Source organism: Micromonospora sp. NBC_01392 (assembly GCF_045040125.1).
Lineage (GTDB): Bacteria > Actinomycetota > Actinomycetes > Mycobacteriales > Micromonosporaceae > Micromonospora.
Genome location: NZ_CP109549.1, coordinates 7,021,080 through 7,042,124 on the forward strand (window position 1 = coordinate 7,021,080; position 21,045 = coordinate 7,042,124).

A 21,045-nucleotide genomic window follows, 5' to 3' on the forward strand; every position below is an offset into this window, starting at 1 on the left:
CGGGTCTGAAGGTCCGGCGGCGCGTGTCAGACGCCCTCAGGGTATCGGGCGGGCCGTGCGGCCGGGTCGGGTGATCCCACCATCCGGCCCGGCGTGGGGCGGCTCACCAGCCCCGGGCGTCAGGCGGCACACCCGGCGGCACCGGCCCGGACGTCGTGCGACACGCCAAGCGGTACAGCCGTACGGTGGGCTGACCGGAGCCACCGTCGCACCGCAGAATGACCCGGTGCACGCTCATCGACGCGCGGCCCGCCGGCTGTCCGGCGCACTCGCGCTCACCCTGCCGACGCTGCTGGCCGCCTGCGTCGCCGACCCGCCGGGTTCGGCGCCGGCCGGCACCGTCGATCCCGTGCCGGTGCAGGTCGACGCCGCCCGCGACGAGCTGGCCGGGTTGGCCGCCGCCGCGCAGGACCGGCACCTCACCGCCACGTACGCGTTCACGCCGCCCGACGGCCCCACCCGCACGGTGGCGGTGACCAGCGGGAACGACGGAAGCTGGCGGGTCGACGTGCCCGGCTGGGGGCGGGACGGCACGGTCGACGTCTCGCTCGCCGCCACCTCGGACGGGCTCTTCCAGTGCGCCCTGCCCTCGGCCGGTTGGACGGGGCCCGCCGGCTGCGTACGCCTCGGTGACGCCGACGACGCGGTGCCCCGCCGGCTGGACCCGCGCGTGCAGCACCCGTTCACCGACTGGCTGGAGGTGCTCACCGACCGGCGGGCCCCGCTGGCGGTCTCCCCCGCCCCGCCGCCGGCCGGCGTCACCGGCCGGTGCTACGCGGTCGACTCCACCTCGGCCTCGCTGAACGCACCGCTGGACGTGGGCGTCTACTGCTTCGGTGAGGACGGCACCCCGGTGGCGGTCCGCGCCACGCTCGGCAGCCTCACGCTGACCGGCTCGCCCGGCCCGGCGCCGGCGACCGTCGAGCTGGCCGGGGCGGTGAGCGAGGGGGAGCCGGTGGGCCGGGACGCGCCGACGCCGGGAACGTCGTAGCACTTTGTCCGTTACGGGTTGCATTGCCCACATCACTCCACCCTGATTCGGATGACAAAGCGGGCATCAGGGACGCTCTACCCATGACCGACCTGACCCCGCTGCTCGCTTTCCGCTGGAGCCCTCGTGCGTTCGACCCCGACGCCGAGCTGACCGCCGACGAGGCGGCCGTGCTGCTGGAGGCGGCCCGCTGGGCGCCCTCGGCCGGCAACGCGCAGCCGTGGCGGTTCGCGCTCGGGCGCCGGCAGGCCGAGACGTGGAAGCGGATCCTGGTCGGCCTGCCCGACACCGACCAGGGCTGGGCCCGGCACGCCGCCGCCCTGCTGCTCGCCGCGCACGCCGGCGGCGACCCGGAGCGCAGCGCGTACGACCTGGGCCAGGCCGTCGCCCACCTCACCGTGCAGGCCACCGCGCTCGGCCTGCACGTCCGCCAGGTCACCCGCCTGGACCGTCGCCGTCTCGCCGCCGAGTTGGACCTGCCCGACGACGTCCGGCCACTGGTGGTGGCCGCGGTCGGTCGCCTCGGCGACCCGGCCACGCTCCCACCCGACCTGTACGCCCGGGAGACCGCGCTCCGCTGCCGCCGACCCCTCCCAGCCCTGCTGCTGCGCTGACGGCGACCGCCCGCACCCGACCCGGCCGGCTCAGGTGCCCCGGGCGGCGCGCAGCAGGGCGGCGCCGACCTCGGTGTTGCGGTAGAGCACGCGCCGCCCGGCCCGGAACCGGGCCACCAGCCCGGCGGCGTGCAGCGCGGACAGGTGCTGGGAGACGTTCCCGGCCGACATCCCGGTGAGCCGGGCCAGGTCGGTCGTGGTCACCGCCGCGTCGAGCAGCGGCAACAACGTGGCCCGGCCGGCGCCGAGCACCCGGGCCAGCGGGTCGCCGAGCGGGGCCGGGGCGCGCTCCCAGAGCGTCCCGATCGCCCGGACCGGATACGCCCCGCCGGGCAGCGAGTCCTCCAGCAGGTTCCACAGCACCCGCCGGTAGGTGAACACCCCCGGGTTCAGCGCCAGCCCTCGGCCACGCAGGTCGAAGTCGCGCTCGAACGGGTCGTCGCTGACCACCCGGTCGCCGAGCCAGCGCAGGCTCGGATGGAGTTGCGCGAACAACCGGCCCGCGCCGCCCTCGGCGAGCTGGGCCGCCCGGTAGGCCACGTCGGCGTCGAGCAGCGCCCGCATCCGAGGCCAGTCCGGCGCGATGGCCTCGTCGTGCCAGACCCGCACCGCGTCGACGAGCTGCGGCAGCAGGCCGCGCGGGTCGGCGAGCAGCGCCGCCCCGAACGGGCTCAGCGGCCCGCTCGGCACGGTCGCCAGCAGATCCTGGACCACGACCTGCGGCGGCGTCGCCGCGATCTGGTCGAGCTGCTCGGCCATCCCCACGTCGGGTCGGGCCGCCGGGGTGAGGAAGTCGGGCAGCCAGCGACGCGGCCAGGTCAGCTCCACCAACGGGCGGACCCGGGCGGCCACCTCCGGGCGGCGCAGCGTGACCCGGGCCCGGTCGATCCAGGGCAGGTGCACCGCGTGCCCGACCGGGTCGCGCACCGCCCACATGCTCATGACCGTCTCGTTGGCCGGCGACACGGCGAACCGTACGCCGGCGACGTCGGCCACGGTGAACCGCAACTCGGACACACGCACCCCCGGACGCAGGATTCGGCCCAGCCTAAATGGCTCGACCGGAGCGCGTGGCCCCGGTTTGCTCAGCGGCCATGGGGGCCAGAGAGAGCATCAACACCGCCGTCCGGCACGTCGTACCGCCGGCCGGGTTGACCCGCGCCCTGGCCGTGCAGGCCATGGTGAACGCCGTCGGCAACGGCCTGTTCCAGGCCGGCAGCGCGGTCTTCTTCACCCGGGCGCTGGGGCTCGGTCCGGCGCAGGTGGGTCTCGGCCTCTCGCTCGCCGCCGGGGCGTCCCTGCTCGGCACCGTCCCGCTGGGCGCGCTCACCGACCGGTACGGCCCGCAGCGGGTGTGGATCGTCGGCCTGCTGCTCGACGCGGCGCTGTTCGCCTCGTACCCGCTCGTCGGCGGCTTCGCCGGGTTCCTCGCCGTGGTGCTCGCGCTGGCCGTGGTGGGCGCCGCCGCCGGCACCGCCCGCCAGGTCTACTCGATCAACGTGCTGCGGCCGGAGGAACGGGTCACCGCGATGGCCTACCAGCGTTCCTCGCTGAACGTCGGCTTCGGGCTGGGCGCCCTGATCAGCGGCCTGGTGCTGGCCGTCGACACGATCTGGGCGTACCGGGGGATGGTCTGGTTCATCGCCACCGTCTTCCTGGTGACCGCCGGCTTCGTCCGGCGGCTGCCCCGGCTGCCGGAGGTGGCCCGCCCGACCGAGCCGACGAGCCGGCTGGCGGTGCTGCGCGACCGCCCGTTCATGACCGTCGCGCTGCTGTCCGGGCTGCTCACCGCACACCAGACGCTCTACCTGACCGTGCTGCCGCTGTGGATCCTCACCCGCACCGACGCGCCGAAGACGCTGATCGCCGCGCTGGTGCTGCTCAACACCGTGCTGATCGTACTGCTCCAGGTGCGGGCCAGCCGGGGCGCGGACAGCGCGCAGGGGGCGGCCCGGGCGTCCCGCCGGGGCGCGCTGCTGATCGCCCTGTTCTGCGTGGTCGTGCCGGTCTCCGGGCAGACCCGGGGGCTACTCACCGTGGTGGTGCTGGTGGCCGCCGCGACGCTGCTCATCCTGGCCGAGCTGATCGAGTCGGCGGGCACGTGGGGGCTCACCGCCACGCTGCCACCGGCCGCCCAGCGCGGCGCGTACGTCGGCGCGTTCGGGCTCGGTTCCCAGGTGCAGTTCCTGGTCGCGCCGGCCGGGCTGACCGCGCTCGGCGTGAGCACCGGCGGCTGGGGTTGGTACCCGGCGGCGGCGATCTTCGTGCTGGTCGGGCTGGTGATCGGGCCGGCGGTGGCCCGGGCGGAGCGGACGCCCCGGCTGGGCGCGACGCCCGCGTCCACCGAAGCGGTGACTCTGGTCCCATAGTCCGGACCGGCCTTCCCACCGTCCGTCCCACCACGTAGGGTGACCCTGTCATGTGGCAGGCGTACCTTCTCCTTGGTCGCCGCGACGAGGCCTGACCGGCCGGCACCTCGTCGCGGAGTTGAACCGCGCCGTCCAGCACATCCGAACTTCTCCTCGGCACCGCCGCGCACCGTCGCCCGGCACCTCGCCGACACCTTCCGATCTGCTGACGCCACATGTTCCAGGGAGCACTCCGAGATGGCTCAACCTGTCACCGATCCGTTCGCCCAGCAGCGCCCCAGCCGCATGCCGGTGCACCGTTACCTCCCGTACGACAGGCAGTTCCGGGTCGAACTGCCGGACCGCACCTGGCCGACCCACCGCGTCGAGGCCGCGCCCCGCTGGTGCGCCGTCGACCTCCGCGACGGCAACCAGGCGCTGATCGACCCGATGTCGCCCGAGCGCAAGCGCCGGATGTTCCAGCTCCTGGTGCAGATGGGTTACAAGGAGATCGAGGTCGGCTTCCCGTCGGCCAGCCAGACCGACTACGACTTCGTCCGGCAGCTCATCGAGCAGGACCTGATCCCGGAGGACGTCACCATCCAGGTGCTCACCCAGTGCCGGGAGCACCTGATCGAGCGCACGTTCGAGTCGCTGCGCGGCGCCCGCCGGGCCATCGTGCACTTCTACAACTCCACCTCGACGCTCCAGCGCCGGGTGGTCTTCGGCCTGGACCGCGACGGCATCACCGACATCGCCACCCAGGGCGCGCGGCTCTGCCAGAAGTACGCGGAGATCCACACCCCGGACACCGACATCCACTACGAGTACTCGCCGGAGTCCTACACCGGCACCGAGCTGGAGTACGCGCTGGAGGTCTGCGCGGCGGTGATCGAGGTGGTCGACCCGACCCCGGACCGGAAGCTGATCGTCAACCTGCCGGCCACTGTCGAGATGGCGATGCCGAACGTCTACGCCGACTCGATCGAGTGGATGCACCGGCACCTGCCCCGACGGGACAGCCTGTCGCTGAGCCTGCACCCGCACAACGACCGGGGCACCGGCGTGGCCGCCGCCGAGCTGGGCCTGCTGGCCGGCGCCGACCGGATCGAGGGCTGCCTGTTCGGCAACGGCGAGCGCACCGGCAACGTGGACCTGGTGACGCTGGGCCTGAACCTGTTCTCCCAGGGCATCGACCCGATGATCGACTTCTCGAACATCGACGAGATCCGGCGCGCGGTCGAGTACTGCAACCAGCTCCCGGTGCACGAGCGCCACCCGTACGCGGGCGACCTGGTCTACACCGCGTTCTCCGGTTCCCACCAGGACGCGATCAACAAGGGCTTCGCCGCGCTGCACGCCGACGCCGCGGCGGCCGGGGTGCCGGTCGACGAGTTCACCTGGGCGGTGCCGTACCTGCCGATCGACCCGAAGGACCTGGGCCGCACCTACGAGGCGGTCATCCGGGTCAACTCGCAGTCCGGCAAGGGCGGCGTCGCGTACATCATGAAGTCCGAGCACCAGCTCGACCTGCCGCGCCGCCTCCAGATCGAGTTCTCCGGCGTGGTGCAGGCGGTCACCGACCACGACGGCGGCGAGGTCGAGCCGGGCACCATGTGGGAGATCTTCGCCCGCAACTACCTGGTCGACCACCAGGTCGACCCGGCGGTCACGCTGGCCGGCTACACCATCGGCACCGTCGACGGCAAGGTCGAGATCGACGCCCGGGTCGGCTTCGGCGGCGAGACCCGTGCGCTCACCGCGGTCGGCAACGGCCCGATCGACGCGTACGTCAACGCGTTGCAGTCGCTGGGCGTGGCGGTACGGGTGCTCGACTACCACGAGCACGCGCTCGCCTCCGGCGGTGACGCGCAGGCCGCCGCGTACGTGGAGTGCGAGGTGGACGGCCGGACGGTGTGGGGCGTCGGGGTGGACGCCAACATCGTCACCGCCTCCATCAAGGCGGTCACCAGCGCCGTCAACCGCACCCGCGCCTGACGTGCAAGGAGGGGCCCCTTCTTAACGCATTCTGCATAGGAGGGGCCCCCTCTTAACGCCCGCGCCCGAATGGCCCGAGTGTGAGATGGGGCCCCTTCTCTACCGGAGGCGTTAAGAAGGGGCCCCTCCTTTCACCCGGGGGCGGTGGATGAGCAGCGCGGCGAGCAGGGCGCCGGCCAGCAGCAGGCACGCACACCACAGCAGCGCGCCCCGGTACGCGTCGGCAAGCGCGCCCTTCTGCTCGTACCCGGTGCCGGAGAGGCCGACCAGCAACGGCAGCGCGGCCACCGCGAGCAGGCCGCCGGCCCGGGAGGCGGCGTTGTTGAAGCCGCTCGCCACCCCGGCGAACCGGTCCGCCACGGCACCGAGCACGCTCGTCGTCAGCGGCGCGACCACCAACGTGAGCCCGGCGCCGAACAGCGCCACGCCGGGCAGCACGTCCACCCAGTACGACGCGCCCGGTCCGACGCGGCGCAGCAGCAGCAGGCCGGCGGCGGCGACCACCGGGCCGACGGTGAGCGGCAGCCGGGGGCCGATCCGGGCGGAGAGCGCGCCGGCCCGGGGCGAGCCGACCAGCAGCAGCAGCGTCATCGGCACCGTGGCCAGGCCGGTGAGCAGCGCCGACCAGCCGACCACGTTCTGGAGGTAGACGGCGAGGAAGAAGGTGAACCCGCCGAGCGCCGCGTACACCACCACGGTGAAGATGTTGAGCACCGAGAAGAGTCGGCTGGAGAACAGCCCGGTGGGCAGCATCGCGCGGTCCCCGCGCCGCCGCTCGACCAGCACGAAGGCCGCCACGGCGGCCAGTCCGACCACGGCGGCGGCCAGCACCGCCGGGGCGGCGCCGCGCGCCGGCGCGTCGATCAGCGCGTACGTGATCCCGCCGAGCGCCAGCGCGCCGAGCAACGCGCCGGCCACGTCGAATCCGCCGTGTCCACCGGTACGCGAGACCGCCTCGTCCCGGCTCTCCGGCACCCAGCGCATCGCGGCGAGCACCACGCCCACGGCCAGCGGCAGGTTCACGAAGAAGATCCACCGCCAGGAGAGCGCGTCGATCAGCCAGCCACCGACCAGCGGCCCGAGCGCGGTGGACACGCCGGAGAGGCCGGACCAGGTGCCGATGGCCCGGCCCCGGTCGTCGGGGTGGAAGCTGGCCTGGAGCACGGAGAGCGAGCCGGGGGTGAGCAGCGCCCCGCCGGCGCCCTGGAGGAACCGGGCGGCGATGAGCCAGCCGGTGCCCTGGGCCAGCCCGCAGAGCACCGAGGCGACCGCGAACCAGACCACCCCGAGCAGGAAGATCCGCCGCCGGCCGAACCGGTCGCCGAGCGCGCCGCCGAGCAGCACGAACGCGGCGAGCATGAGCAGGTAGCCGTTCACGGTCCATTGCAGACCCGCGACGGTGGCGTCCAGTTCGGCGCCGAGGCGCGGCAGCGCCACGTTGACCACGGTGCTGTCCAGGAACACCATGCCGGAGGCGAGGATCGCGGCGAGCAGCGTGCCGCGTCCGGCGGCCGAGCGGGTACGCAGTGCGGGAGCGGCAGATGTCACGTCCATCCACTCTGCCCGTGATCCCCCCACCTACGCCACGAATCACGGAAACCGCCGCCGGGTACTGTGCGGACTCGCCCGGAGCCCGCAAGCTGGAGAGGTGTCGTCTGTGCGTACGAGATCAGGAGTCCGAGCCGGGCTGACCGCCGCGCTCACCGCGGTGCTCGCCCTCGGCGCTGTCGGCTGCGACGGCTCGGTCACCGAGCCGGATGCGCCGCCGAGCGCCTCCGGGAACGTGAACCAGCAGCTCGGTGAGCTGACCGTGGCCTCGGCCGGGTCGATGAAGGGCTACAGCCGCTCCCGGTTCCCGCACTGGCGGGACACCGGTAAGAACTGCGACGTCCGGGACACCGTGCTGCAACGCGACGGGGAGAACATCAAGCTCTCCGGGTGCAACGTGGTGGGCGGGCGGTGGGAGAGCGCCTACGACGGGGTGGTGCTGACCGACCCGTCGGACGTGGACATCGACCACATCGTGCCGCTGGCCAACGCGTGGCGGTCCGGCGCGGACGAGTGGGAGGACTCGAAGCGCGGCGACTTCGCCAACGACCAGACCCGGCCGCAGCTCATCGCGGTTTCCCTCCGCTCCAACCGGGCAAAGGGTGACCAGGACCCGTCCCAGTGGAAGCCGGCGAACCGGTCGTACTGGTGCCAGTACGCGGCGGACTGGGTGACGGTCAAGCACTACTGGCGGCTGACGGTGACAAGTGCCGAGAAGGCCGCCCTCACCGACATGCTGGAGGGCTGCACATGGGCGAGCAAGCCGTGACCGGGGCGGGTGGCACACCGGCGCCGGAGAAGACGCCGGACGCCTCCGGCGACGACGCCGCGGCGGCCGGCACCGACCCGACCCCGACCGGTCCGGCCTCGGCCGGGATGACCGCGGACGGCCAGCAGGCCGCGCCCGCCGACGTCTCCGGGGCGGGCATGTCCGCCGACGCCGCGCCGGGCGCTCCGGCCGGCCCGGCGAACCGCACCGCCGACATCACCGCCGGCCCGGGCGGGGTGATGACCGACGAGGTGGGTGTGGTGACCGGGGAGCTGACGTTGCGCACCGAGCACGCTGACGGCCGGGTGGCGCTGCGGGTGCAGTACAAGGACGCCGACGAGTGGTACGCGGTCACCGGCGGCTCGGCGCCGCTTGCCGACCCGGCCGCGCTGGACGCGGTGCACACGGTCGCGGTGGGCCTGCTGAACCGCCCCGAGGGCTGAGAGCGCCGGACGCGTCGGCCCGCCCCGACGGGACGGGCCGACGCGTCGTCGTGTCACGGGGTGGGGATGAGTTCGCCGGTGTCGCCCGGCGCCGCCCCGTCGTCCGGCCGGACCAGTTCCGGCTCCACCTCGTGCGGCCGGATCCGCCCGGCCGCGATGTCCTCGGCGTAGTGGCAGGCCACCCGGTGCCCGTCGAGCACCTCGCGCAGCGCGGGCCGCTCGCCGGCGCAGCGGGTGGGCTGGGCCCACGGGCAGCGGGTGTGGAACCGGCAGCCGGCCGGCGGGTTCGCCGGTGACGGCAGGTCGCCGGCGAGCAGGATCCGCTCCCGGCGGTCCTCCACCTGCGGGTCGGGCACCGGCACCGCCGACATGAGCGCCCGGGTGTACGGGTGCATCGGCTCCCGGTAGAGGTCGTCGCTGGACGCCTCCTCCACCAGGCCGCCGAGGTACATCACCCCGACCGTGTCGGCGATGTGCCGGACCACCGCCAGGTCGTGCGCGATGATCAGGTACGTGAGGCCGCGCTCCTCCTGCAACTCGTCGAGCAGGTTGAGCACCTGGGCCTGGATCGACACGTCCAGCGCGGACACCGGCTCGTCGGCGACGATCAGGTCCGGTTCGAGCACCAGCGCGCGGGCGATGCCGATGCGCTGGCGCTGGCCGCCGGAGAACTCGTGCGGATACTTGCTGAGCGCGGACGCGGGCAGGCCGACCGCGGCGAGCGCGTCCCGGAGCCGCTTGTCGACGGCCGCCTTGTCCTTCGCCAGGCCGTGCGCCTTGAGGCCCTCGACCAGCAGCGATTCCACCGACTGCCGGGGGTCGAGGCTGGACAGCGGGTCCTGGAAGATCATCTGGATGCGGCGGCGGATCCGGCGCATCGGCTCGGCCTTGAGCGAGCGCAGGTCGGTGCCGTCGAAGACGATCTCCCCGGCGGTCGGTTCGACCAGCCGCAGCAGGCCCCGGCCGAGCGTGGACTTGCCGCAGCCCGACTCGCCCACCAGCCCGTACGTCTCGCCCTTGTTGATGGTGAGCGAGACACCGTCGACGGCGTAGACGTGCCCGATGGTCCGGTCGACGAGCACGCCGCTCTTGATCGGGAAGTGGACCTTGACGTCGCGCAGTTCGATCAGGGGTTCGGTCGTCCGCTCGGTCGACTCGGTCACGGGACCGCCACCTCCTCGGAAACGGGGTTGTTGCAGCGCAGGTCGCCGCCGTTCGCGGTGGGCTCCAGCGGGGGCGGCCCGTCGAGGCAGGCGTCCACCACGTTGTCGCACCGGGGGGCGAACGCGCAGCCCTCCGCCCACGGGATGTTGTCGGCCACCGAGCCGCGGATGGCGTGCAGCCGCTCACCGCGCGGCGAGTCGAGCCTCGGCACGGAGTTGAGCAGCCCGTGCGTGTACGGGTGCCGGGGCCGGGCGAACAGTTCGTGCCGGGCCGCCCGCTCCACGATCTTGCCGCCGTAGAGCACGTTGACCGTGTCGCAGAGCCCGGCCACCACGCCCAGGTCGTGGGTGATCATGATCAGCGCGGTGCCGGTCTCGTCGACGAGCTGCTTGAGCAGCGTGAGGATCTGCGCTTGGATCGTCACGTCCAGCGCGGTCGTCGGCTCGTCGGCGATCAGCAGCCGCGGCTTGCAGGCCAGCGCGATGGCGATCAGCGCGCGCTGCCGCATGCCGCCGGAGATCTGGTGCGGGTACTCCTTCAACCGCCGGGTCGGGTCCGGGATGCCGACCGCGTCGAGCAGTTCCCGGGCCTCCTTCAGCGCCACCTTGCGGTCCATGCCCCGGTGCCGTTCGAGCACCTCGGCCACCTGGGTGCCGATCGGGATGACCGGGTTCAGCGAGGAGAGCGGGTCCTGGAAGATCATGCCGATGTCCCGGCCGCGCCGGTCCCGCAGGTCCTCCGGGCGCAGCTTCAGCAGGTCGGCGCCGTCGAAGTTCACCTCGCCGGTGACCTTGTTGCCGCGTTTCGGCAACAAGCCCATGATCGCCAGGCTGGTGACGCTCTTGCCGCAGCCGGACTCACCGACCAGGCCGACCGTCTGCCCCGGCTCCACGCTGAAGCTGACCTCGTCGACAGCGGTGAACGGCCGCTCACCCTTGCGCTGGAACACGACGCTCAGGTCGCGTACGTCGAGCAGGCTCATCGGGTCACGTCCTCACCGTGCTGGTCGTTGGTCCACACCGCGCTCACCGCCGGCTCTTCGGGTCGATCGCCTCGCGCATGCCCTCGCCCAGCAGGGTGAAGCCGAGCGCGACCACGATGATCGCGGCGGCCGGGAAGTAGGCCAGCTCCGGGCGGACCTCGAAGTACCGCTGACCGTCCACGCCGAGCATCAGCCCCCACTCGGCGCGGTTGATGTCGGGGTCACCGAGGCCGAGGAAGGAGAGCGACGCGGCCTCCAGGATCGCGGTGGAGAGCGTCAGGGTCGCCTGCACGATCACCGCGGTCATCGCGTTGGGCAGCATGTGCCGCAGCACGATCGCCCCGCGCTTGACGCCGAGCGCGCGGGCGGCCAGCACGTGGTCGCTCTCCCGCTGGGCGAGCATCGAACCGCGCAGCAGCCGGGCGAAGATCGGCACGTTCACGATGGCCACCGCGAGGATGACCGTCCACTGGCTGGACCGGCTGGCCAGGGCCACCAGGCTGATCGCCAGCAGCAGCGCCGGCAGGGCCAGCATGACGTCGGTGAAGCGCATCAGGATGTTGTCGACCCAACCGCCGAACGCGCCGGCGAGCGCGCCCACCAGCACGCCCAGGACCAGCCCGATCAGCGTCGCGAGCACGCCGACGAACAGCGTCTGGCGGCTGCCGTGGATCATCCGGGACAGGAAGTCCCGGCCGAGGGGGTCGGAGCCGAGCGGGAACTCGCTGCTGGCGCCGGGGATGTTGTCGACGGTCAGGTTGCGGGTCAGCTCGTCGAAGCGCTGCGCCGGGTCGTGCGGCGCCAGCAGCGGCGCGAAGATCGCGACCAGCACGAAGAGCGCCACGATCGCCGCGCCGACCATCGCGGTCGGGTTGCGCCGCAGCCGGCGGAACGCGTCCCGGACCAGGCTGACGCCGCCCTTGTCGGCGGTGGCCTGGGCCAGTTGCTCCAGCCGGGCGCGCTTGCGCTCGCCGAGCCGGTCCAGGCCGCGGGGCAGGGTGCCCTCGGGCTTCTCGGTGACGGCCGACGGGTCCACGCTCTCGCGCGGCGAGCCCACGGTGGGCCGGGTGATCGGATCGCTCATCGCACACGCACCCTCGGGTCGATGAAGGCGTAGGAGAGGTCGACCAGGAGGTTGACCACCACGAAGACCAGCGCGGCCAGCAGGATCAGCGCCTGGAGCACCGGGTAGTCGCGACCGCCGCTGATCGAGTCGTAGATCAGCGTCCCGAGACCGCCCCAGTTGTAGACCCGCTCGGTGAGCACGGCCCCGGAGAGCAACGCGCCGGTCTGCAGGCCGATGGTGGTGACCACCGGCAGCAGCGCGTTGCGCAGGATGTGCCGGCCGCGGATGGTCTTGTGCCGCAGCCCCTTCGCCTCGGCGGTACGGACGAAGTCCTCGTTGAGGACGTCGAGCACGCTGGCCCGGGTGATCCGGACGACGACCGCGAGCGGGATGGTGGCCAGCGTGATCGCCGGCAGGATCAGGTGCCACAACGCGTCACTGGTGGCGTCGAACTCCCGGGTGAGCAGCCCGTCGAGCACGAAGAAGCCGGTGACGTCGGTGTTGTCCATCCCGGTGCTGATCCGGCCGGACGGCGGGAACAGGTGCATGTTCTGCGTGAACACGTCCTTGAGCAGGTAGCCCAGGAAGAAGATCGGGATCGAGATGCCGAGCAGGGTGCCGCCGATGCTCAGGTTGTCGAGCAGCCGGCCGCGGTGCCGGGCGGCCAGGTAGCCGAGCGGCACCCCGAGCCCGATCGCGATGATCATGGCGGCGGCGGCCAGCTCGACGGTCGCCGGGAACGCGCGGCCGATCACCTCGGTGACCGGGTCGCCGCTCCGGATCGAGTTGCCGAAGTCGCCGGTCACCAGCCGCTGCATGAACTTGGCGTACTGCACCAGGATCGGCTGGTCGTAGCCGAGCGCCTTGACCAGCAGCGCGCGCCGCTCCGGCGTGGCCCGCTCACCGAGCAGCGCCTCGATCGGGCCGCCGGGCAGGTTCCGCAGCCAGACGAAGACCAGCGCGGACAGCCCTATCAGGGTCACCACCAGCTGCAACAGGCGGCGAACTATGACTCGCAACATCTCTCACACACCAGATTCTCGGTTGAACAGCGGGTCGGCCCGGGCCGGGAGCGAGAGCCCGGCCCGGGCCGATTCCGCGTGTGGCGTCAGCGGTGGATGCTGCCTCAGCCGACGCTGACGGTGTTGAACCGCTCGTCGGTCAGCGGGCTGGCGACGAGACCCTTGACGTCCTTGGTGACCACGATGGCCGGCGGGGCGTGCCAGACCGGCACGGCCGGCAGCCACTTGGTGGCGATGTCGCGGTTGACCTGCTCCCAGGCGGCCTTCTTGCCGGCCTCGTCGACCGTGGCGTCGGCCTTGGTGATGGCCTCGAACATCTCGGTCATGCCCTGGTCGCCGAACTCGACCTTGCCGCGGCCGAAGAACGTGCCGACGAAGTTGCCCGGGTCGTTGTAGTCACCGGTCCAGCCGAGCAGGTGCAGGTCGTGCTTGCCGAACTGCTGCACGTCGTCCTTGTAGCCGCCGTTCCACGGCCGGGCCACCCCGTTGACCGTGATGCCCACGGCCTTCAGGTCGTTGGCCAGCACGGTGAAGATCTCCTGCGGGTTCGGCATGTACGGCCGCGACACGTCGGTGGGGTAGTAGAAGTTGAGGGTCAACTTCTCCGCGCCCGCCTCCTTGAGCAGCTGCTTGGCCTTCTCCGGGTTGTAGTCGTACTTCTGCACGTCCGGGGCGTAGCCGAGCACGGTGTCCGGCATGAACTCGTCGGCGACCTTGGTGCCACCCGGGCCCTTGGTCTGGACGAGCTGCTGGCGGTTGAGCGCGTACGCGATCGCCTGCCGGACCCGCAGGTCCTTCAGCTTCGGGTTCTTCTGGTTGATGCCCAGGTAGAGGATGTTGAACGCGGGACGGTCGAGGACCTGGTAGCCCTCGCCGGACAGCGCCTTCCGGTCGGCCGGGGCCGGGAAGTCGATGCCCTGGACGGTGCCGGCGCGCAGCTCCTGCTTCCGGGTGTTCTCGTCCTTGATGATCTTGAGGACGAGCTTGTCGACCTTGGCCTTCTCGCCCCAGTAGTCGGCGTTGCGCTCCAGGGTGATCTCACCCTTGGTCTTGTCCCAGCCCGCGAACTTGAACGGACCGGTGCCCACCGGGTGCTCGTTGGCGAACGCGCTGTACTCGAACGAGTCGCCGTTCTGCTTCACCGTGTCGGCGTCGTACTTCTTCAGCGCCTCGGGGCTGGCGATGGAGAGCGCGGTCAGCGCGAAGGCACCCGGGAAGGCGCCCTTGTACTGGTTCATCGTGACGACGGCGGTGCCGTCGTCCTTCGCCTCGCACTTGTTGTAGACCGGCTGGCCCACGCCCTCGGCCTCGTTCTTGGCGAAGCCGCCGAACGTGTCCGAGTAGTAGATCATCTGCGACTGGGCGGCAGCGCCCTTCATGTTGAACCAGCGGTCGAAGTTGAAGCAGACCGCGGCGGCGTTGAAGTCGGTGCCGTCGTGGAACTTCACGCCCTTGCGGAGCTTGAAGGTCCAGACCTTGCCGTCCGGGTCGTGCTCCCAGCTCTCCGCCAGGGCACCCTGAAGCTCGGCGGTACCGGGCTTGTTCTGCACGAGGGTGTCGTACATCTGGCGGATCGGCCGGAACGACTCACCGTCGTCGTTGAAGATCGGGTCGAAGTTCTTCGGGTCCCCGGCACCTGCGAAGACGAAGGTGCCGCCGCTCTTGGCGCCGCTCCCACCCTCGTCGTCCCGGTCGCTCTTGGCGCACCCGGACGCACCGACCGCCAGGGCGGCCGCGGCCGCGAGGGCCACGGCCGTTTTCAGCCTGCTCGCCTGCATCTCTCACCTCTGTCATGCGCATGTATTCACGCCGAGCTGTGACTCAGTCCGTGAGCGGGAGGTTATGGCATGTCACACAGAAGAGGAACGGGCGAAGGGCAATCGCTATCAAGCCGACACCTTCCGAGGCCGCCTCACATCACGGCCCGGTGGCGGGCACACCGCCCACCACCGGGCCGGCGACTCAGACCGCCCGGCGCCCCTCGAAGGCGCGGCCCAGCGTGATCTCGTCGGCGTACTCCAGGTCACCGCCGACCGGCAGGCCGCTGGCCAGCCGGGTCACCGCGATCCCCATCGGCTTGACCATCAGCGCGAGATAGGTCGCCGTCGCCTCGCCCTCGGTGTTCGGGTCGGTGGCGAGGATCAGCTCGCGGACCTCACCGCCGCCCAACCGGGTCATCAGCTCACGGATCCGCAGATTGTCCGGGCCGATGCCCTCCAGCGGATTGATCGCGCCGCCGAGCACGTGGTAGCGCCCGCGGAACTCGCCGGTCCGCTCGATCGCCACCACGTCCTTCGGCTCCTCGACCACGCAGAGCACTTCATCGGTACGCCGTGGATCGCGACAGATCCGGCACTGCTCGGACTCGGCGACGTTGTAACAGGTCGTGCAGAACCGGACCAGCTCCTTGACCTTGCGCAGCGCGCCGGCCAACCGGTTGACGTCGGCCGGATCGGCCGACAGGACGTGGAACGCGATCCGCTGGGCGCTCTTCGGGCCCACGCCCGGCAGCCGGCCCAACTCGTCGATCAGATCCTGGATGGCGCCTTCATACATCTGTCGGCTCAGAACCCGGGCAGGCCGAGGCCGCCCATCCCGCCCGCGACCGGGCCCATCTTCTTCTCGGTCAGCTCCCGGGCCGCCTCGGCGGCGTTGTGCACGGCGGCGACGACCAGGTCCTCCAGCGTCTCCACGTCCTCCGGGTCGACCGCCTTCGGGTCGATCTTGATCGCCTTCAGCTCACCGGTGCCGGCGACGGTGGCGGTGACCAGACCACCACCGGCGGTGCCGGTCAGCTCCGCGTCGGCCAGCTCGGCCTGGGCGGCGGCGATCTGCTGCTGCATCTTCTGCGCCTGCTTCAGCATCTGCTGCATGTTCGGCTGTCCACCTGGGCGCACGGACCGCTCCTTCTCGCACTCGTCTGCTCGGCCGCCGCTCAGCCTATCCGCTGGGACCGACCCCACCCCGTCCGGCGTGGCCGCCCACGCCGGGCCGGACGGGGCCCGAACCGGGAGCGCCGGAACGAACAGTTCCCGGTCGTCGACAAAGGGGCTAGCGGGCGTCCACCTCGTCGATCCGCTCGGCGCCGAACGCGTCGCGGAGCAGGCGTACCGCCTGTTCCTCACTGGACTCGCGCGCGGTGCGCTCGTCGATGACCTCGTCCAGCGGCTCGTCGCCCGGGTCGAAGCCCTCGAAGTTCGCCGGCGCGGCACCGCCCGACCGTTTCGCGCCGCCGCGCACCGGGCCGTCGAAGTCCGGGTCGTACGGCGGTTCACCGGCCCAGTCGGCCTCGGCCGTCTTCCGGGCCGCCTGCCCGGTACGCGGGCCGCGTCCCGCCGCAGCCGCCCGGGCTGCCGCGATCGCGCTGCTCACCGGCGGACCGGTGGACGCGGCCGGCTGCGCCGGTGGCCCGGCCGGTCTCGGCGGGGCCGGTGCGGCGTGGGCGGCCGACGCGCTGGCCGGTGGAGCGGATGCCGACGCCCCGTCCGTGCTCGGCGCGCCACCCGGGCGGGCCGGCTCGGGCCACTCGTCCGCCTTCGCGGGCGCACCACCCGGTTCGGGCCGTTCTCCCGCGCCGGCGGCCGCGCCACCCGGGCGCGCCGGCTCGGGCCAGTCCTCCGTCGGGTCGACGGTGGGAGCGCCGCCGGCGGACCGCATCGCCCCGTTCCGGCCGTTCACACCATCACCCGCGCCGTTCGCCCGCCCCGATCCGCCGGGCGCGCCACCGGCTCGACCCGCACCGTCGGCCGCGCCGGCCGGGTGGGCCCCACCCGGCTCCGGGCGGGCGGGCGGCTCCGGAGGCGGGGATGCCGGTCGGGCCGGCGCGGCGGGTCGGGACGGGCCACCGGGCGACGCGCCGCCCCGCTCGCCGGCCACCTCGCAGCGGATCTGCCAGCGGCCGCCCAGCTCCTCGTAGAGCGCGTCGGTGAGCACGGCGGCGTGATCCGCCATCATCTTCGCCAGCACCGTCGACTTCACGGTCAGCACCAGCGTGTCACCGTCCAGGTCACGCACCACGGCGTCGCGCATCAGCGCGGCGATCCGCTTGTTGCTCCGGTTGACCTTGCCGACCACCTCCGGCCAGACCCGGCGCACCGCCACGGCGTCCAGCGCGCCGGGACTCGCCGCGCCCGGACGGGGCGGCTCGGGCGTGGCCGGATCGGGCATCACCGCCGACGACGGCACCGGACGACGGGCCGGGGCGGCCGGCTCCTGGCCGGTCGGCAGCGGGGAGCCGGCACCCGCGCCCGAACCGACCGGACCGGATGAACCGCCCGGACCGGAAGCACCAGCGGCCGCGGCCGGAGCGCCGGGGACCGGCCGGGAGCCGGCCGTCGCGGCGGCGGCCCGGGCGGCGGCGGGCCCGGTCGGGGCATCGGCAGCCGCCGGCGTGCCGGCGGTCGACGGGTGGACCGCGGCGGCAGCCGCGCCCGGGGCGGGAGCGGCTGGGCGTACCTCCTGGGTGGGGGTGGCCGGCGCGGACGGCGACGGCTCGGCGCCACCCAGCGTGAGCCGGCGTTCCATCCGCTCCAGACGCTGGAGCAGGCCGCCGGACGAGTCGTCCGCGCCGGGCAGCAGCATCCGGGCGCAGATCAGCTCCAGCAGCAGCCGGGGCGCGGTGGTGCCGCGCATCTCCACCAGGCCGTTGTGCACGATGTCGGCGCAGCGGGACAGCGTGGCCGGACCGAGCCGGTGGGCCTGGGCGGCCATCCGCTCGATCTGGTCGGCAGGGCCGTCGATGAGGCCCTTGGCGGCGGCGTCCGGCACCTGCTGGAGCACGATCAGGTCGCGCAGCCGTTCCAGCAGGTCGGAGGCGAAGCGGCGCGGGTCGTGGCCGGCCTCGGCGACCCGGTCGACTGTCGCATAAGCCGCCGCGCCGTCCCCGGCGGCGAGCGCGTCGCACATCTCGTCGATCAGCGCGGAGTCGGTGACGCCGAGCAGCGCGGCGGCCCGGGCGTAGCCGACCCCCTCCGGGCCGGCGCCGGCGATGAGCTGGTCGAGCACGGAGAGGCTGTCCCGCGCGCTGCCGCCGCCGGCGCGGACCACGAGCGGGAACACCGCCGGGTCGACCTTGACGCCCTCGGCCTCGCAGAGCTGCTCCAGGTAGGGCCGGAGCACGTTCGGCGGGAACAACCGGAACGGGTAGTGGTGGGTCCGCGACTTGATCGTGCCGAGGACCTTCTCCGGCTCGGTGGTGGCGAAGATGAACTTGACGTACTCCGGGGGCTCCTCGACCAGCTTGAGCAGGGCGTTGAAGCCGGCCGACGAGACCATGTGCGCCTCGTCGATGATGTAGATCTTGAAGCGGCTGCGGGCCGGCGCGAAGAACGCCTTCTCGCGCAGCTCCCGGGCGTCGTCCACGCCACCGTGGCTGGCTGCGTCGATCTCGATGACGTCGATCGACCCGGGGCCGTCGGGGGCCAGCCCGCGGCACGACTCGCACAGCCCGCACGGCTCGGGCGTGGGGCCCTGCTCACAGTTGAGCGAGCGGGCCAGGATCCGGGCGCTGGAGGTCTTGCCGCAGCCGCGCGGGCCGGAGAAGAGGTACGCGTGGTTGAGCCGCCCGCTGCGCAGCGCCTGCGACAGCGGCTCGGTGACGTGCTCCTGACCGATGACCTCGGCAAACGTGCGGGGCCGGTACTTGCGGTAAAGGGCCAGTGCCACCCGTCCCGCCTCCTCTCGACCGAGCCATTCTGCGCCGGTCGGCCCCGGGTGACCACCCACCACCCCGTGACCCGACCCGCGGCGACGTTACCCGGCCCCGGAGACAGAAAGGCCTCCCGTGCACCCGGCAGAGCTCGCTTATCCTTGCTGCCTTCCGGCCCTGGGGAGGTTCACGAGGTACCGCCGCACGGGAGGTGACGCCAAGCCTACCCGAAGGCTTGTGGATCTTCCCGGAGGGTGGGGTGGCCCGCCGTCGCGGGACCTGTATCCTGGCTCGCGGAGGATTCGCCTAGAGGCCTAGGGCGCACGCTTGGAAAGCGTGTTGGGTTTACACCCTCACGAGTTCGAATCTCGTATCCTCCGCGCTCTCGTGAGCAGGGCCGGCCCCGTCGGGGCCGGCCCTGCTGCCGTCTCCGGCCCCCTCTTCTCCCTCCCCTGACCGACCACCGCCCCGTGGCGGGTGGAGTGTCGATAACGTTTTCTTTACCGGTTCAGGGGGTCGATGGGCACATCAGCGGATGGTGAGGCATTGACAAAGTTAACCGGTTAAGCCGACCATCGTGGATATCTTCGCCGGGTCGGACGCCGGAAGGGCAACCGACGCTCCGACCCGTCCGGGCGGCGAGGGCTCCCCGCAACCATCACCCGTACGGGAGTTCCTCATGATCCAGCGCACCCGCACGCGGGCCTGCCTGGCCGGGGCGGCGGCAGCCGTCACCGCACTGGCCACCACGCTCGTCACCACACCCGCCGCCCAGGCCGCCGCCGGCGCCTGCTCGGTGACCTGGCAGGTCACCAACGACTGGGGCGGCGGCGCCACCACCAACGTCACGATCACCAACACCGGGGCCGCCGTGAACGGCTGGACGCTGGGCTGGGCGTTCCCCGGCAGCCAGGTGATCGGCGACATGTGGAACGCGACGAAGACGCAGTCCGGCGCGAACGCCACCGCCACCAACGTCTCCTACAACGCGAGCGTCCCGGCCGGCGGCACGGTGAGCTTCGGCTTCAACGTCACCTACACCGGGTCGAACCCGACCCCGACCGCGTTCACGCTCAACGGCGCGGCCTGCGGCGACACCACGCCACCGAGCCCGAGCCCGACGGGCAGCCCGAGCCCCACCGGTAGTCCGACCCCGACGCCGGATCCGACCGGCGTCCCCAGCGGCAACCTGGCGCTCAACCGGCCGGTGACCGCGTCGTCGACGGAGAGCCCGAACGCCGCCGCCCAGGCGGTCGACGGCAACGGGGGCACCCGCTGGTCCAGCCTCTACGCCGACCCGCAGTGGTTCCAGGTCGACCTGGGCGCCACGTACCCGATCAACACGGTGCGGCTGCGTTGGGAGGCCGCGTACGGCAAGGCGTACCAGATCCAGACCTCGACCGACGGCACCACCTGGACCCCGGTGTTCAGCACCACGACGGGCGACGGCGGCACCGACGACGTCACGCCGGCCGGGGCCAGCGGCCGGTACGTGCGGATGTCCGGCACCGCACGCGGCACCGCCTGGGGTTACTCGCTCTACGAGTTCGAGGTGTACGCGGTCAAGCCGCCCACCCCGCCCGGCCCGGACTGCGGCCAGGCCCCGGCCGACCCGCAGGCGAACTCGAAGGCCCGCAACCTGATCTGCTACCTGCGCACGCACACCTACGTCAGCGGCCAGACCGACCTGCCGGACGCGGACAAGGTGCAGCAGTTGACCGGCCGCTACCCGGCGATCGTGGCGTTCGACTTCATGGAGTACACCCGGGGCAGCATCGAGACCCAGCAGGTCATCAACTGGGCCAAGGCGCGCAACGGCATCGTCGCGTTCCAGTGGCACTGGTACTGCCCGCGCGGCGGCAACTACTCCGCGCCCTGCGACTTCCAGCCCGACCTGAGCAACCCGTCGTCGAAGCTCTACCAGGACATCGACCTGGTGGTGCGCGAGCTGAAGAAGATGGGCGACGCCGGTGTGCCGGTGCTGTTCCGCCCGCTGCACGAGGCGAACAACAACTACATGTGGTGGGCGAAGAAGGGCCAGGACGCCTACAAGCAGCTCTGGCGGCTGATCTACCAGCGGGCGCAGCTCGCCGGCGCGCACAACATCGTCTGGGTGTTCAACGGGATGGCCAGCGGCCAGGGCACCTCGCTGGCGTCCTGGTACCCGGGTGACGGCTACGTCGACCTGGTCACCTCCGACTACTTCCAGAGCAGCAGCGACTTCGCCACCACCAAGGCGGTCAGCGGCGCCAAGACCACCGGCGTGGCGGAGACGTTCAGCCCGCTCAACCCCAACTCCGACCCGGCGTGGCCGTACTACGTGGTCTGGGCGTCGCGGGACTGGAACGGCAGCGGCAAGGACGTGGCCGGGCTGTGGCGCACCGCGATGGCCAACCCGAGGACCATCTCGATCGACCAACTCCCCGACATGTCCGCGTGGTGACGACCTGATC

General features: G+C 72.4%; 17 protein-coding genes, 1 tRNA gene and 1 other RNA gene. 8 read left to right on the top strand and 11 right to left on the bottom strand.

The annotated features are described in order from the left end of the window. The first annotated feature begins 226 nt into the window (after nucleotides 1-226). Both OG767_RS30870 and OG767_RS30875 read left to right on the top strand, forming a co-directional pair. Entirely contained in the window at nucleotides 227-991 is a 765-nt protein-coding gene (locus OG767_RS30870; RefSeq protein ID WP_405091586.1) for a hypothetical protein, read from the top strand. 83 nt (nucleotides 992-1,074) lie between these two features. Beyond that, nucleotides 1,075-1,605 carry a nitroreductase family protein gene (locus tag OG767_RS30875; RefSeq protein WP_405091587.1) on the top strand — a complete coding sequence of 177 codons (531 nt, stop codon included), beginning with the start codon at nucleotides 1,075-1,077 and terminating at the stop codon, nucleotides 1,603-1,605. 30 nt (nucleotides 1,606-1,635) lie between these two features. Here OG767_RS30875 and OG767_RS30880 read toward each other — a convergent pair whose 3' ends face one another. Continuing rightward, entirely contained in the window at nucleotides 1,636-2,628 is a 993-nt protein-coding gene (locus OG767_RS30880; RefSeq protein WP_405091588.1) for an ArsR family transcriptional regulator, read from the bottom strand. 71 nt (nucleotides 2,629-2,699) lie between these two features. Here OG767_RS30880 and OG767_RS30885 point away from each other — a divergent pair, with 71 nt between their 5' ends. After that, nucleotides 2,700-3,974, top strand: a complete 1,275-nt coding sequence (locus OG767_RS30885; protein ID WP_405091589.1) for an MFS transporter — start codon at nucleotides 2,700-2,702, stop codon at nucleotides 3,972-3,974. Between the two features lie 237 nt (nucleotides 3,975-4,211). Then, nucleotides 4,212-5,951: a 2-isopropylmalate synthase gene (gene leuA, locus OG767_RS30890; RefSeq protein WP_405091590.1), complete on the top strand. Its 1,740-nt coding sequence runs from the start codon at nucleotides 4,212-4,214 to the stop codon at nucleotides 5,949-5,951. A gap of 111 nt (nucleotides 5,952-6,062) precedes the next feature. Here the strand turns inward: leuA and OG767_RS30895 are convergent, their stop codons facing one another. Next, the gene (locus OG767_RS30895; protein WP_281934241.1) at nucleotides 6,063-7,505 is read right to left on the bottom strand and encodes an MFS transporter; all 1,443 of its coding nucleotides are present in this window, start codon (nucleotides 7,503-7,505) and stop codon (nucleotides 6,063-6,065) included. A 103-nt stretch (nucleotides 7,506-7,608) separates the two neighbouring features. Here OG767_RS30895 and OG767_RS30900 point away from each other — a divergent pair, with 103 nt between their 5' ends. Continuing rightward, entirely contained in the window at nucleotides 7,609-8,268 is a 660-nt protein-coding gene (locus OG767_RS30900; RefSeq protein ID WP_405091591.1) for an HNH endonuclease family protein, read from the top strand. Next, a complete protein-coding gene (locus tag OG767_RS30905; protein ID WP_405091592.1) occupies nucleotides 8,250-8,711 on the top strand; it encodes a hypothetical protein in 462 nt (153 codons plus the stop codon). The genes OG767_RS30900 and OG767_RS30905 overlap by 19 nt, the downstream gene beginning before the upstream one ends. Before the next feature lie 53 nt (nucleotides 8,712-8,764). Here OG767_RS30905 and OG767_RS30910 read toward each other — a convergent pair whose 3' ends face one another. The 9 genes from OG767_RS30910 to ffs all read right to left on the bottom strand — a co-directional run bounded on the left by OG767_RS30910 (nucleotide 8,765) and on the right by ffs (nucleotide 18,806). Continuing rightward, entirely contained in the window at nucleotides 8,765-9,874 is a 1,110-nt protein-coding gene (locus OG767_RS30910) for an ABC transporter ATP-binding protein (protein WP_405091593.1), read from the bottom strand. Beyond that, entirely contained in the window at nucleotides 9,871-10,857 is a 987-nt protein-coding gene (locus OG767_RS30915) for an ABC transporter ATP-binding protein (RefSeq protein WP_281934235.1), read from the bottom strand. Before OG767_RS30915 ends, OG767_RS30910 begins: the two co-directional genes overlap by 4 nt. A 43-nt stretch (nucleotides 10,858-10,900) precedes the next feature. Beyond that, entirely contained in the window at nucleotides 10,901-11,842 is a 942-nt protein-coding gene (locus OG767_RS30920; RefSeq protein ID WP_405094358.1) for an ABC transporter permease, read from the bottom strand. 95 nt (nucleotides 11,843-11,937) lie between these two features. Beyond that, nucleotides 11,938-12,945 (bottom strand): ABC transporter permease, encoded by a 1,008-nt coding sequence (locus OG767_RS30925; protein WP_405091594.1) that lies wholly within the window; start codon nucleotides 12,943-12,945, stop codon nucleotides 11,938-11,940. A gap of 104 nt (nucleotides 12,946-13,049) precedes the next feature. Continuing rightward, nucleotides 13,050-14,723 (bottom strand): ABC transporter substrate-binding protein, encoded by a 1,674-nt coding sequence (locus OG767_RS30930; protein WP_281934232.1) that lies wholly within the window; start codon nucleotides 14,721-14,723, stop codon nucleotides 13,050-13,052. Between the two features lie 184 nt (nucleotides 14,724-14,907). Next, nucleotides 14,908-15,501: a recombination mediator RecR gene (gene recR / locus OG767_RS30935; RefSeq protein WP_358193838.1), complete on the bottom strand. Its 594-nt coding sequence runs from the start codon at nucleotides 15,499-15,501 to the stop codon at nucleotides 14,908-14,910. A gap of 8 nt (nucleotides 15,502-15,509) precedes the next feature. Next, nucleotides 15,510-15,818 (bottom strand): YbaB/EbfC family nucleoid-associated protein, encoded by a 309-nt coding sequence (locus OG767_RS30940; RefSeq protein WP_217628661.1) that lies wholly within the window; start codon nucleotides 15,816-15,818, stop codon nucleotides 15,510-15,512. Between the two features lie 178 nt (nucleotides 15,819-15,996). Beyond that, nucleotides 15,997-18,609, bottom strand: coding sequence for a DNA polymerase III subunit gamma and tau (locus OG767_RS30945; protein ID WP_405091595.1), 2,613 nt, complete (start codon nucleotides 18,607-18,609; stop codon nucleotides 15,997-15,999). A gap of 107 nt (nucleotides 18,610-18,716) precedes the next feature. Next, an RNA gene (gene ffs / locus OG767_RS30950) (signal recognition particle sRNA small type) lies at nucleotides 18,717-18,806 on the bottom strand. 81 nt (nucleotides 18,807-18,887) lie between these two features. Here ffs and OG767_RS30955 point away from each other — a divergent pair. Together OG767_RS30955 and OG767_RS30960 are read left to right on the top strand one after the other, a co-directional pair. Beyond that, nucleotides 18,888-18,972 (top strand) — tRNA-Ser (locus tag OG767_RS30955). A 299-nt stretch (nucleotides 18,973-19,271) separates the two neighbouring features. Then, nucleotides 19,272-21,035 carry a glycosyl hydrolase gene (locus tag OG767_RS30960; protein ID WP_405091596.1) on the top strand — a complete coding sequence of 588 codons (1,764 nt, stop codon included), beginning with the start codon at nucleotides 19,272-19,274 and terminating at the stop codon, nucleotides 21,033-21,035. Nucleotides 21,036-21,045: the final 10 nt, after the last annotated feature.

What these genes read in the sequence shown, in the direction of transcription:
- OG767_RS30940 (WP_217628661.1), bottom strand. Translation starts at nt 15,818, where the DNA reads ATGCAGCAGATGCTGAAGCAGGCGCAGAAGATGCAGCAGCAGATCGCC.
- OG767_RS30925 (WP_405091594.1), bottom strand. Translation starts at nt 12,945, where the DNA reads ATGTTGCGAGTCATAGTTCGCCGCCTGTTGCAGCTGGTGGTGACCCTG.
- OG767_RS30895 (WP_281934241.1), bottom strand. Translation starts at nt 7,505, where the DNA reads ATGGACGTGACATCTGCCGCTCCCGCACTGCGTACCCGCTCGGCCGCC.
- OG767_RS30915 (WP_281934235.1), bottom strand. Translation starts at nt 10,857, where the DNA reads ATGAGCCTGCTCGACGTACGCGACCTGAGCGTCGTGTTCCAGCGCAAG.
- OG767_RS30930 (WP_281934232.1), bottom strand. Translation starts at nt 14,723, where the DNA reads ATGCAGGCGAGCAGGCTGAAAACGGCCGTGGCCCTCGCGGCCGCGGCC.
- leuA (WP_405091590.1), top strand. Translation starts at nt 4,212, where the DNA reads ATGGCTCAACCTGTCACCGATCCGTTCGCCCAGCAGCGCCCCAGCCGC.
- OG767_RS30885 (WP_405091589.1), top strand. Translation starts at nt 2,700, where the DNA reads ATGGGGGCCAGAGAGAGCATCAACACCGCCGTCCGGCACGTCGTACCG.
- OG767_RS30905 (WP_405091592.1), top strand. Translation starts at nt 8,250, where the DNA reads ATGGGCGAGCAAGCCGTGACCGGGGCGGGTGGCACACCGGCGCCGGAG.
- OG767_RS30875 (WP_405091587.1), top strand. Translation starts at nt 1,075, where the DNA reads ATGACCGACCTGACCCCGCTGCTCGCTTTCCGCTGGAGCCCTCGTGCG.
- recR (WP_358193838.1), bottom strand. Translation starts at nt 15,501, where the DNA reads ATGTATGAAGGCGCCATCCAGGATCTGATCGACGAGTTGGGCCGGCTG.
- OG767_RS30960 (WP_405091596.1), top strand. Translation starts at nt 19,272, where the DNA reads ATGATCCAGCGCACCCGCACGCGGGCCTGCCTGGCCGGGGCGGCGGCA.